We start from the raw sequence: 12,025 nt of genomic DNA, 5'->3' as shown, positions 1-12,025 counted from the left end.
ACGAAGTCAGGGCTTTTCGCCCCGTGTGCGACTCGTGGTGACCGCGTCGGACCCCGCTGCGCGCACGTGGAGCGTGTCGGACTCGTCTCCCGTTGCCGGCGTGCGGTTCTCGGAGATCGGACTGCGATCGGCTGTCGGGTCCGTGCTGCCGCCCGGCGCCGCGGCGACCGCATTGCTTTCCTTGGTCTCCGGTGCCGTGCAGCGGATTTCGGTGACCGCACTCACCGGTGTGGCGCCATCCGTGGCTATCGTCGCTGCGGTGTGTTCGGTGCCGGCGGTGGGTTGGCCGGTGCTGCCCGTGGGGTCGATATCGGTCCAGCAGGCGGTGGGTTCCTTCATGCCGCGCAGCCGGATCGATTCGTACAGGGTCCATTCGGCCCTCTCGTGGTCCGCGGCGGCTTCGATCACTGTGCCGCTTACCAGGATTCGGCGGGGGACCTTCTTGGCCTCGGTCGTCAGCCGTGCGGCCTCGTTGACCGCGTCGCCGATGACGGTGTATTCCAGCCGGGTATCGGAACCCACGTCGCCCGCGAAGACCAGGCCGAGGGCGACGCCGATGCCGATATCCAGTTCACCGGCGGCGACCACTTCGTCGCGGATCCGGCGGGCGGCCCGCAGAGCCGGGGTCGCGTTGTCCTGCAACGCGATCGGTGCGCCGAAGATGCACAGTGCCGCGTCGCCCTCGAACTTGTTGACCAGACCGTTGTTCGCCTCGGTCGCCGCGACCACCGTCGAGAGCAGCCGGTTGAGCTTGGCGACGAACTCCTGCGGCGGCAGCCCGGTGGAGAGTTCCACGGAGCCGGTGACATCCACGAACAGTGCCGCGACCACGCGCACATCGCCGGTCAGATCGACGCCACGGGCCAGGGCCCGTTCGGCGACTTCCGTCCCGACATGCCTGCCGAACACCTCCCGCATCCGCATCCGTTCGCGCAGATTCGTGGCAAGATCGTTGACCGAATGTTCGAGCCGCCCGATCTCGCTCGCGCTGCCGATCGGCACTCGCACATCCAGCTCACCATGGGTGATCCGGTCCAACGCCCGGCGCAGCATCCGCAGCGGTGCGGCTACGGCGCGGGCCAGCGTCGCGGTGGCGAGCGCCCCGACGCCGATCCCGACCGCGGCGACGTAGATGCCGGTGCGGATGCGGTCGGACGCACCGGACACCGGGTCGGCGAGCACCACGATGAGCATCAACAGCGGCATCGCCCCCGAGACCACCCAGGTGAGCACGACACGGACGAATACCGTTGAGCTCCAATGCATTGTCGCGCCGAGCACGGCGGTAACGATCGGAATGGTCGGTCGGATCAGCCGATCGACGATCAGGAAGGTCAATGCCGCCGATTCGAATCCGCCGAGGACGAACATCGCCATCATGACGGCGAGGTCGTGCTGCGGGGTTACCCGCGATAACGCCGCGGCAGAGATGATCACACCGGGCAGCCACAGGGCAAGGGCGCGCGTGGTGATGGCGATCGGCAGCCGCAGCAGGCGGCGGGCCTCTTCCGGTGTGGGTTTGCGCCCGTCGTCGAGCCAGCCGAAGTACACGGTCCGGTCGCGGATCGCGAGTGCGATACCGGCGAGGAATCCGACCGCCGGGTAGACAGCCACCAGCGCCATGGCGCGCACGGTGTCGGGGCCGAGCCGGTGGAAGAAGCCGCTGAGCCACAGCTCGGTGACGATGACGGCGAGACCACTGAGGTTGCAGGTGATGACGACCGCGGCCAGACCCCAGCGGGCCCGCAGTGCCCAGACGACCAGCTTGGCGATCACCGGTTTCGCGAACCTTCTCCGACGAGTGTCGGCAGCCACCAGTTCCAGGTGCCGAACAGCTTCATCAGCGCGGGCACCAGGATCAGCCGCACCAGCGCGGCATCGATGGCGACGGCGACGGCCAGCGCCAGTCCGATCTGCTTCAGCTCCAGCACGCTCGCGATGAGGAAGCTGCCGAAGATGACGACCATGATCGCGGCGGCCGCGCTGATCGGCCGTGCCGTGTGCTGTAGCCCTGCGGCGACCGCGTGCTCGTTGTCGGCGGCGGTGCGCGGACTGTCCTCCCAGAACTCTTTGATCCGCCGGATCAGGAACACCTCGTAATCCATAGACAGTCCGAACAGCATGGCGAACACCATGCTCGGCAGGAATACCTGGATGAACCCGGTGCTCTGGAACCCGAGCAGCGACTCACCGATACCCCATTGGAACACCGCGACGGTGATACCGAGGGCGGCTCCGGTGGCCAACAGATTCATCACGATCGCCTTCACCGGCAGCACGATGCTGCGGAAGGCAGCGACGAGGAACACGAACGAGCAGCATAGAACCAGTGCGACCACCAACAGCAGTTTCCTGGTGATCTCGTCGGACATGTCGGCGAATTCGGCGGTCACGCCACCGACCACCACCTGCGAATCCGGCAGCCCCGCGGCATCGGCGCGGATATCCCCGACCAGCGCGGTGGCTTCGGGCGAATCGAACGGCGTCTCGGCGATCACTGTCGCGAAGATCCGCCCATCGCGCTGGAACGGCAGCACCCGGTCGATGCGCTCGTCGTGGCCGAGCTCGGTCAGGAAGGTCTGCACCTGTCCGGCCGCGTCGGCGGACAGTGCCGTGTCGCCGGGGCCGGTCGCGATGAGCGTGATCGGCGCCAGCAATCCTGGCGCGAAATTGTCCGTGGCGATGGCACCGGCTTTCCCGGAGTCGGTCTCGCTCATGGCCGCGGTGCCCATGTCGACGCCGTAGCGCACTCCAGCGAGTGGTGCCGCGGCCAGCAGCAGAACCAGCGTGGCGGCGATGCCGAACAGCGCGGGTCGTGCCATCACCGTCCGGCTCCAGCGAGCCCACCGGCCGGTGGCCGGATCGACGGCGTCCGCGCCCGCCCGTGTCTCCAGCGGCTGCCAGCGGACCGGGAGCGCGCCGCGATTCACCCCCGGACCCAGCAGCGCCAACAGCGCGGGCAGTAGCGTCATCGCCACGGTGAGCGTCGCGATGACCGCGACCACGACGCCGACCGCGATTCCGCGAAACACGGGCGCGCGTACCACCATCAGCGAGCACAGCGAGATCATCACGATCAGCCCGGAGGCGACGATCGTCTTGCCCGCGGTGGCGACGGCTACGCCGCAGGCATGCGCGATGCCCGCTTGCGAGCCGCCGGGTGGCTGCTTGGCGAGTTCTTCTCGGAACCGGCTGGCCACGAACATCGCATAGTCCAATCCGATGCCCGTGCCGATCATGGTCGCGACCGCGAGCATCAGGGAACTGGTGCCCATCACATGCGATATCAGGAAAAGTCCGCCGGATGCGAGCAGCAGCCCGCTCAGCGCCACCGCGACCGGCACGAGCGCGGCGACAACGGTGCCGAGGGCCATGATCAGGAGCACAAACGCGACCGGCAAACCGATCGCTTCGGCCCGGCCGGAATCGGCGACCTCGATTTCCATCAGATCGCGCAGTCCGGGGGAGAACCCGGCGAGGCCGACGGTGACCTCGTCGCCGGAGTGGTGGCCCGCTAGGTCCTGGAGCTCGGCGGACAGCGCGGCACGCGTCGGGATATCGCCATCGATCCCGATGATCGCCAGCGCGGCATGCCTGGACGCGGAGATCTGGGACTTCTGGTCGCCCTGGAAGGGACCGAGAGCGATCCGGACACCCGCAACGCCACCCACATCCTCGACCGCTCGTTCGATGAGGGCTCGGTACTGCGCGTCGTCCACCGTCCGCTGTGCCGAATAGAACACCAGCGCAAGCTCTTCGGCGCCGAGATCGGGATAGTGCGCGGCGAGCAGCTCGCTGGCCCGTGTCGATTCCACATTGTCGGCGTGGAATTCGGCGGCCTCCAGCCTGCCGTCGAGTTTCGGGTAGGCGATCGCGCAGGCGACGATGACCAACAGCCACAGCACCGCGATCGGACGGCGGTACTGCGCCACGGTGACGCCCCAGCGATAGGCCAACCGCTGTTCCGGTGGCCGAGCCGTGGCCGGTTTGTCGGTGTGGATCGTCTGTTGTGCCATCGTCTGCCGCCCCGAATCGAGTTCCCTCGCATCCGACTGTATTGCCGAAACCGAGGGAATGGGACGGTCGAAATTGTTCACTTCGCCCGTTGTGGCCGGTCAGCGCAAGACGACCAGCCAGATTGCGGCATAGTGGCACAGTGCCGCGAGCACGGTCGCGGCGTGGAAGAACTCGTGATGGCCGAATACCGCGGGCCACGGATTGGGCCATTTGGTGGCGTAGAGGATCGCACCGCCGCTGTAGACGAGCCCGCCGATCAACAACAGGATCAGCGGCGCGATGCCGACCTGCGAGTTCAGCTGCCCGGCGACCGGGACGATGGCCCAGCCGAGCAGCAGATACAGCGGCACACCGACCCAGCGCGGCGCCGTCGGCCACAGCAGTTTCAGCGCGACGCCCGCGAGCGCGCCGATCCAGACCACCAGCAGCAGGGTCTGTCCGGTCCGCCCCGGCAGTCCGAGTAGGGCGAACGGGGTGTAGCTGCCGGCGATGAACAGGAAGATCATCGAGTGGTCCGCGCGCTTCATCCGGATGCGCGCCTTCGCGGTCGGCCAGGTCACCCGGTGGTAGACGGCGCTGATCCCGAACAGTCCGCACACTGTCAGCCCGTAGACCAGTGTCGACCAGCCTGCCGTCGCCGAGATGGTCGCGGCCGTGGCGACCAGGGCGATGACCGCGATTGCCGCGATGCCGACGGCCCAGGTGTGGATCCAGCCGCGCAGCCGCGGCTTGCCGAGCGCCGCCGTCAAGGATTCGCCTGCCGTGCCCGGGGTCGTGCTGGATGCCGCGTCGGCGGCGACCGATTCGGACACCAGTTACCTCCAGTTTGTACCGTCCAGTAACCTACGGGACCGTAAGTTATGGCTCTCCGTTACTGTACGGGATTCGCGGTCGCTGCCGGGATCCTGCCGGTGAGGCGTACTGTAGGTCGCCGTGGAGTTTCCGAGTCGGGTGCGCGGTTTGCCATACCGCATCTACGAGGCGCGGCTGTCCAAGCAGCTGGCCGGCAAACAACATCCCCGGCATGTCGCGGTGATGTGCGATGGTAATCGGCGCTGGGCGCGGGAGAACGGTTTCACCGATGTCAGCCACGGGCATCGAGTCGGTGCGCTGAAGATCGCCGAACTGGTCGGCTGGTGTGCCGCCGAGGGCATCGAGATGGTCACCGTCTACCTGCTCTCGACCGAGAACCTACAGCGCGATCCCGACGAGCTGGAGACCCTCTTCGAGGTGATCACCGATGTCGTCGAGGAACTATCGGATCCGGAACAGAACTGGAGCGTGCGCATCGTCGGCTCGCTCGACGGATTCCCCGAGCTGATCGCCAAGCGGCTGCGCACCGCTGCCGAACGCACCAGCGGTCGAGACGGGGTGCATGTGAACGTGGCCGTCGGATACGGCGGTAGGCAGGAGATCGCCGACGCGGTCCGTAAGCTGGTCCGTCAGGAGATGGCGGCGGGCGAGACCGGCGAGGACCTGGTGCAGTCGATCACCGTCAACGCCATCGGCCAGCACCTGTACACCTCCGGCCAACCGGATCCCGATCTGGTCATCCGCACCTCCGGTGAGCAGCGACTTTCCGGGTTTCTCCTATGGCAGAGCGCATACTCGGAAATATGGTTCACCGAGGCGTACTGGCCGGAGTTCCGGCGGGTGGATTTCCTGCGCGCACTGCGCGATTTCGCCGCCAGGCATCGCCGCTTCGGGGTCTGAGCACTCGATCGCGGCGCGAATCGGGTTCCGCCTCGCCGCTTCTCGCGTACCGTGCGGTCTTATGAGTGCGTACGACGATTGGCCGGGCGGGCCACGCGAATTCGCGCTCGACGAGACGGCAGGGCAGCACCGTGATCCGGTGTCCTACGTCAGTTACGAGGAATTCGGCAGGCGCTTCCTGGAATACGCCGCCTCCGAAGCACGCATCGCCGGCGCCTTCGGCCAATTGGCCGGTGCGGCATTCGATTTCGGCCCGATCGGAGTCGGGCCCGGTCACCTTGTCAAGGCCAGTGCCCAGGTCCAGCTCGGACGGCCGCGGGTGCGTCGCGGCGTCGACGAGTACATCTCCTTCGAGCTGAGCATCCCGCTGAGCGTCGACATGCTCATCGACCTGGCAGTCGACCGGCATCGCTTCCAGGTCGAGGGCTATATCCACCTGCACCTGACCGCACGCACAGCGGAGCCGCTTCGGGTGATCATCGACATCGCCGAGCCGCGTCCGAGCGACGTTCGCATCAACGTCGCCACCGCCACCAAGCGCGGCCGGCTCTTGCGCATCCTCGCCAGCGTCGACCACGAGATTCGTCGTTTCGTCGCCCGCTACATCGCCAAGGAAATTCGCAAACCGCATATCACCGCTGCCCGCGATATCGACGTCGCCGCCCGGCTCGACGCGGCCTGGAAACTCTAGCGACCGGCTGGTACACCGATCGGGCTACAGCTTGCGCAGGCGCAGCCGGTTGATGGTGTGGTCGGCATCCTTGCGCAGCACCAGGGTGGCCCGGGGGCGGGTCGGCAAGATGTTGTCGACCAGGTTGGGGCGGTTGGTGGAATTCCAGATCTCCTGTGCGGTGGTGGTCGCCTGCTCGTCGGTGAATCCGGAGTAGTGGTGGAAGTGTGCGTTCGGGTCGGCGAATGCGGTTTCCCGGAGTGTGAGAAACCTTTGCACATACCACTTCTCGATGTCCTCGATGCGGGCGTCGACATAGATCGAGAAGTCGAACAGGTCCGAGACCATCAGTCGCGGACCTGTTTGCAGGACGTTGAGGCCCTCCACGATGAGAATGTCCGGCTGCCGCACGCAGTGCAATTTATCGGGGATGATGTCGTAGGAGATATGCGAATACACCGGTGCGCACACTTCCGGTGCGCCGGATTTCACCTCGGTGACGAAGCGCAGAAGTTTACGGCGGTCGTAGCTTTCCGGAAAACCCTTGCGATGCATGATGCCGCGCCGGGTCAGTTCGGCTGTGGGGTAGAGGAATCCGTCGGTTGTGACCAAATCCACACGCGGGTGGTGATCCCAGCGGGCGAGCAACGCTTGCAACACGCGTGCCGTGGTGGATTTGCCGACCGCGACACTGCCCGCGACGCCGATGACAAAGGGCACCTGCTGGTCGGGATGCTTCTCGCCGAGGAAGGTCGCCGTCGCGGCGAAAAGCCGCTGACGTGCGGCAACCTGCAGGTGGATCAGGCGAGCGAGCGGCAGATAGACCTCGGCGACTTCTTCGAGGTCGATCTGTTCGCCGAGGCCGCGAAGCCCGATCAGTTCTTCCTCGGTGAGCACGAGTGGAGTCGACTTCCGCAGCGTGCGCCACTGTTTCCGGTCGAATTCCACATACGGACTCGGCTCGCTCATTCGTGCCACTTACCCGACGCTCCTGTTAGGCAAACACGCACACATAACGTGGCGCTGCTGTGAGATTCGGTCTAGCTCTGGCCGCATAGCCGGATTCTGCTCTGCGTCAACAGCGTGCGAAAAGCGGGGTGCCACTACCCGATGGTAACCGGGTCGATACCGGTGCTGACAGCGGCTAATGTCGGGCGGCATGGAAGCGCATCCGCTCGTGACGGAGTACCTGCGACTCGGTTTGGCCTTCGACCGCTTGGAGGAAGGTTTCGTCGACGCCTATACCGGAGATCCGGCGCTGCGTCGCGAGGTCGAGAACGCACCCGCACCGGAACCACGTGCGCTGGCTCGCCGGGCCGCAGCGCTGCGCGCCGAATTGCCCGCCGCGGGACTCGCGCCGGAGCGGACCGAGTTCCTCGACGTGCACCTACGCGCGCTGGAATGTTCCGGTCGCAAGTTCGCCGGCGACGAGATCGGATTCGTCGAGGAGGTGCGGGCCTACTTCGATGTCGACATCGCGCCCGACGACGAGGCGGCCTACCGTGACGCGCACCGGCAGATGGACGAGGTGCTGGCCGGCGAAGGATCGCTGGCCGAGCGGGTCGCCGCCCATCGCAAGGCCGACGAGATTCCGCCGGAACGGCTACGCGCCTGTGTCGAAGAGTTCTCCGGCGCATTGCGTGAACTCGTGCGTGCGCGTTATCCGCTGCCCGACAACGAGCACGTCACCTATGAGGTGGTCGGCGACAAGCCCTGGTCCGGGTTCAACTATTACCTGGGCAACTACCAGTCGACGGTGGCGATCAACTCCGATCTCAAACAGCACATGGCGAACCTGCCGCACCTCATCGCGCACGAGTCCTACCCGGGCCATCACACCGAGCACTGCCGTAAGGAGGCCGGCCTGGTTGCGGCAGGCCAGGCCGAGCAGACGCTGTTCCTGGTGAACACGCCGCAGTGCCTCATGGCGGAAGGTCTCGCCGATCTCGCGCTCGGTGCGATCGTCGGACCTGGCTGGGGGAAATGGGCGCAGGAGATATACGCCGATCTCGGCCTGCGCTTCGATGGTGAGCGCGCCGAACGCCTGGCGACTGCGTCGAGCAAGTTGCTCGGCGTGCGACAAGACGCCGCGCTGCTGCTGCACGACCGGCACCGCGACGCAGACGAGGTCGCGCAATTTCTGCAGCGCTGGAACCTGATCACCCCCGAGCGTGCCCGCCAGTCGCTGCGCTTCCTGTCCTCACCGCTGTGGCGGGCTTACATCAGCACCTATGTGGAGGGCTATCGCCTACTGGGCGGCTGGCTCGATCGCGCATCGACCTCCGATGACCGAGTCGAACGCTTCCGCCGCCTCCTCGACGAACCGCTCACCCCCGGTGCGGTGCGCGCGATGTGACCCGATAATCCGCACATCCTCCCCAGGACGCAACCGGACACTCACCACACGGGGTGCCCGGTTGCCGCAAGGGTGTGCGGACCGCACGGGGTGCGGCTGCGTCGAGATCGGCCAGTGATCGATCGGATGCCGGGACCAAGAAGGTACGAGTACGCAACTACAGCCAGTCCGCACGCTGGAAGCCGTGTGCCTGCCTCGCAAAGCTGCGGAAGAGAAAGCCGGGTACCCCACCTGACGCGCCCAGCACTGCCCGGTCAACCCTTGGAGGGCAACCCGAAACTGGACAGCACACCCTGGGGTTCGAAAGGCGAGTCACCCTGTCAGAACATCACGGTGAACTAGTCCGGAGATCTTGGGTGGCGTGCCCCCGGTTCGGAAGACAAGCCCACCCCAGAACATCACCGTGTACTGGTGAGCCGAGCTGGGTCGCGTGCCCCGGCTCGACGAGCAAACTCACGTCCCAGCGGTGTTCCGGGCAGTGCTGGGTACGTCGTGTGCCGTACCCGGCTTTGTCTTCCGCAGCCTGGGCAGACAGGCAACAACTTCCAGCGTGAGGACTGGCTGTGGTTGCGTTTCAAGCATTTTCGGTGACGAGGGTAGTCGAATGGTGGTTAGTTCGGTGGTGGGAGCCGCCATTCGACTACCCTCGTGCCGCTCGTGCCGCTCGTGCCGCTCGTGGCGTCGGGAGGGTGGGGGTCAGCGGAAGATGACGCAGGTGGTGGTGGCGTGTGCGACGAGGCGGCCCTTGTCGTCGACGACGCGGCCCTCGGCGGTGGCGGTGGTGCGGCCGACGTGGATGGTGGTGCCGGTCGCGGTGAGTCGCCTGCCGTCGGTCGGGACCGAGCGGATGTAGTTGACCTTCAATTCGAGCGTCGTGTAGCCGACCCCGGGGTCCAGCGTGGTGTGCACGGCGCAGCCCATCACCGAATCCAGCAGCGTCGCGCAGATGCCGCCGTGCGTGGTGCCGAGCGGGTTGGCGAAATCCGGTCGGGTCTCGAGGCCGAAGACCACCTTGCCGTGTTCGAGCAGGTCGACCTCCATGCCGAGCAGATCGCCGATGAACCGCGGCCGGCCCGCCATCGTCATTGCCGTCCGCAGCAGCTCCAGCCCCGACAGCTCGGTGAAATCTATCTCCGGGGCGGCCGTGGTTTCCGAACTCATGGGTTCCATCCTTTCGATGAACCGATCGGTCCACATCTGTCATGATTGGAACATGGACCGATCGGTTCACGCAACTGTGAGGAGGACACCGATGACCGCAGGCCCGCGCGCCCGGCTGATCGAGAGCGCCATCGAGCTGGTCCGCGAACAGGGCGTGCACGCCGCCGGGCTCGCCGCGCTGCTCGACCGCAGCAATGCCTCACGCAACTCGCTCTACCAGCACTTTCCCGCCGGAAAGAGTGAACTGGTCGAGACCGCGACCAAGATCGCCGGTGACCGGATGACCTCCGTGATCGATAAGGTCACCGCCGCGGGCCCGCCCGAACAGTGGCTCGCCGCACTGATCGGCTGGTGGAAGCAGGTCCTCGAGCAGAGCGCGTTCACCGCGGGCTGCCCCATCGTCGGCGCTGCGCTCGCCGAATCCGAGCCCCGCGTGCAAGCCGCCGCAGGTGCGGCACTCGGCGACTGGGCCGACCACCTCACCACCGCCTTCACCGGCAGCGGCATCCCCCCGGCCCGAGCCGCATCACTGGCGAGCTTCGTCGTCAGCGCGATCGAAGGCGCGATCGTCCAATCCCGCGCCCGCAAATCCACCACGCCCCTCGACGAGGCACAGGAACATCTCGTGGCCCTCCTATCCGCCACAACTCCGGCCTGACTCGCCCGCTGGTGCGACGCGGCTCGGCGACTGGCACATGGCTGTCGCGAATGTCGAGACGGACGCACAGCGGTGTGCTGCTCGGCGATGTTTCGGCCAGAGCGAACCCCCTGGCGGTGGGCGTATACGGGGGCCAATAGACTGATGCGGTGACGCAGACGACCGCCTCTGTCAATACCCAGTCTCTCGGTGAGCTCGATCCGGAGCTTGCTGCCGCGATGGCAGGCGAACTCGCCCGCGAACGCGACACCCTCGAGATGATCGCCTCCGAGAACTTCGTGCCGCGCGCCGTGCTGCAGGCACAGGGCAGCGTGCTCACCAACAAGTACGCCGAGGGCTACCCGGGCCGTCGCTACTACGGTGGCTGCGAGCACGTCGACGTGGTCGAGACCCTCGCCCGCGATCGCGCCAAGGAGCTCTTCGGCGCCGAATTCGCCAATGTGCAGCCGCATTCCGGCGCGCAGGCGAACGCGGCGGTGCTGATGGCGCTGATGGATCCGGGCGACAAACTGCTCGGCCTCGACCTCGCGCACGGCGGACACCTCACCCACGGCATGCGGCTGAACTTCTCCGGCAAGCTGTATGAGGTGCACTCCTACGGGGTCAGCAAGGAAGACCACCGCATCGATATGGACGAGCTGCGCAAGACCGCGCTGGCCGCGCGCCCGAAGGTCATCGTGGCAGGCTGGTCGGCCTACCCGCGCCACCAGGATTTCGCCGCCTTCCGTGAGATCGCCGACGAGGTCGGGGCCTACCTGTGGGTGGACATGGCGCACTTCGCGGGTCTGGTCGCCGCGGGTCTGCACCCCTCGCCCGTGCCGTATGCCGACGTGGTGTCCTCCACCGTGCACAAGACCCTCGGTGGTCCGCGCTCAGGCCTGATCCTGGCCAAGCAGGAGTACGCGAAGAAGCTCAACAGCGCGGTGTTCCCCGGCCAGCAGGGCGGCCCGCTCATGCACGTGATCGCCGCGAAGGCCGTGGCCTTCAAGATCGCTGGCGGCGCCGAGTTCAAGGACCGCCAGGAGCGCACCCTGTCCGGCGCGAAGATCCTCGCCGAACGCCTCGGCGGCGCCGACGTCAAGGACAAGGGCATCAGCGTCCTCACCGGCGGTACCGACGTGCACCTGGTGCTCGTCGACCTGCGCAACTCCGAACTCGACGGCCAGCAGGGCGAGGATCTGCTGCACGAAATCGGAATCACGGTGAACCGCAACGCCGTTCCGTTCGATCCGCGCCCGCCGATGGTCACCTCCGGTCTGCGCATCGGCACCGCCGCCCTGGCCACCCGTGGCTTCGGCGATGCCGAGTTCACCGAGGTCGCCGACATCATCGCCACCGCGCTCGCCGGCGGCTCCGACACGGAATCGCTGCGCGCCCGCGTCGTCAAGCTGGCCCGCGACCTCCCGCTGTACCAGGGCCTGGAGGACTGGAACCTGCTCGGCTGAGCCGA

General features: G+C 66.6%; 10 protein-coding genes. 5 read left to right on the top strand and 5 right to left on the bottom strand.

Features of this window, described 5'->3' with window-relative positions; all coding sequences use genetic code 11:
• Positions 1-6 precede the first annotated feature (6 nt).
• The 3 genes from OHQ90_RS37700 to trhA all read right to left on the bottom strand — a co-directional run bounded on the left by OHQ90_RS37700 (position 7) and on the right by trhA (position 4,766).
• Complete coding sequence (locus OHQ90_RS37700) at positions 7-1,776, bottom strand: adenylate/guanylate cyclase domain-containing protein (RefSeq protein ID WP_328405919.1); 1,770 nt, start codon at positions 1,774-1,776, stop codon at positions 7-9.
• A complete protein-coding gene (locus OHQ90_RS37695; protein ID WP_328405917.1) occupies positions 1,773-4,016 on the bottom strand; it encodes an MMPL family transporter in 2,244 nt (747 codons plus the stop codon). The genes OHQ90_RS37700 and OHQ90_RS37695 overlap by 4 nt, the downstream gene beginning before the upstream one ends.
• Before the next feature lie 99 nt (positions 4,017-4,115).
• The gene (gene trhA, locus OHQ90_RS37690) at positions 4,116-4,766 is read right to left on the bottom strand and encodes a PAQR family membrane homeostasis protein TrhA (RefSeq protein ID WP_328413394.1); all 651 of its coding nucleotides are present in this window, start codon (positions 4,764-4,766) and stop codon (positions 4,116-4,118) included.
• Between the two features lie 184 nt (positions 4,767-4,950).
• On the opposite strand from trhA, the gene OHQ90_RS37685 reads away from it, so the two are divergent.
• Both OHQ90_RS37685 and OHQ90_RS37680 read left to right on the top strand, forming a co-directional pair.
• The gene (locus tag OHQ90_RS37685; RefSeq protein ID WP_328405915.1) at positions 4,951-5,730 is read left to right on the top strand and encodes an isoprenyl transferase; all 780 of its coding nucleotides are present in this window, start codon (positions 4,951-4,953) and stop codon (positions 5,728-5,730) included.
• 61 nt (positions 5,731-5,791) lie between these two features.
• Positions 5,792-6,421, top strand: coding sequence for a hypothetical protein (locus tag OHQ90_RS37680; protein ID WP_328405913.1), 630 nt, complete (start codon positions 5,792-5,794; stop codon positions 6,419-6,421).
• 24 nt (positions 6,422-6,445) lie between these two features.
• Here OHQ90_RS37680 and coaA read toward each other — a convergent pair whose 3' ends face one another.
• A complete protein-coding gene (coaA, locus tag OHQ90_RS37675) occupies positions 6,446-7,378 on the bottom strand; it encodes a type I pantothenate kinase (RefSeq protein WP_328405911.1) in 933 nt (310 codons plus the stop codon).
• A 181-nt stretch (positions 7,379-7,559) separates the two neighbouring features.
• On the opposite strand from coaA, the gene OHQ90_RS37670 reads away from it, so the two are divergent.
• The gene (locus OHQ90_RS37670) at positions 7,560-8,756 is read left to right on the top strand and encodes a DUF885 domain-containing protein (protein WP_328405908.1); all 1,197 of its coding nucleotides are present in this window, start codon (positions 7,560-7,562) and stop codon (positions 8,754-8,756) included.
• 696 nt (positions 8,757-9,452) lie between these two features.
• Here OHQ90_RS37670 and OHQ90_RS37665 read toward each other — a convergent pair.
• Positions 9,453-9,917 carry a PaaI family thioesterase gene (locus OHQ90_RS37665; protein WP_328405906.1) on the bottom strand — a complete coding sequence of 155 codons (465 nt, stop codon included), beginning with the start codon at positions 9,915-9,917 and terminating at the stop codon, positions 9,453-9,455.
• A gap of 91 nt (positions 9,918-10,008) precedes the next feature.
• On the opposite strand from OHQ90_RS37665, the gene OHQ90_RS37660 reads away from it, so the two are divergent.
• The gene (locus OHQ90_RS37660) at positions 10,009-10,575 is read left to right on the top strand and encodes a TetR/AcrR family transcriptional regulator (RefSeq protein ID WP_328405904.1); all 567 of its coding nucleotides are present in this window, start codon (positions 10,009-10,011) and stop codon (positions 10,573-10,575) included.
• A 218-nt stretch (positions 10,576-10,793) separates the two neighbouring features.
• On the top strand, positions 10,794-12,020 hold the full coding sequence (glyA, locus tag OHQ90_RS37655; RefSeq protein WP_328413392.1) for a serine hydroxymethyltransferase: 1,227 nt from the start codon (positions 10,794-10,796) through the stop codon (positions 12,018-12,020).
• The last annotated feature ends 5 nt before the right edge of the window (positions 12,021-12,025 follow it).

It is taken from the genome of Nocardia sp. NBC_00403, from assembly GCF_036046055.1.
In the GTDB taxonomy this organism is placed as follows: Bacteria; Actinomycetota; Actinomycetes; order Mycobacteriales; family Mycobacteriaceae; genus Nocardia.
This window is presented reverse-complemented; position numbering and strand designations above follow the sequence as displayed.

Coding starts and splice junctions, on each gene's coding strand:
- OHQ90_RS37695 (WP_328405917.1), bottom strand. CDS start 4,016: ATGGCACAACAGACGATCCACACCGACAAACCGGCCACGGCTCGGCCA.
- OHQ90_RS37665 (WP_328405906.1), bottom strand. CDS start 9,917: ATGAGTTCGGAAACCACGGCCGCCCCGGAGATAGATTTCACCGAGCTG.
- OHQ90_RS37660 (WP_328405904.1), top strand. CDS start 10,009: ATGACCGCAGGCCCGCGCGCCCGGCTGATCGAGAGCGCCATCGAGCTG.
- OHQ90_RS37670 (WP_328405908.1), top strand. CDS start 7,560: ATGGAAGCGCATCCGCTCGTGACGGAGTACCTGCGACTCGGTTTGGCC.
- glyA (WP_328413392.1), top strand. CDS start 10,794: ATGGCAGGCGAACTCGCCCGCGAACGCGACACCCTCGAGATGATCGCC.
- OHQ90_RS37680 (WP_328405913.1), top strand. CDS start 5,792: ATGAGTGCGTACGACGATTGGCCGGGCGGGCCACGCGAATTCGCGCTC.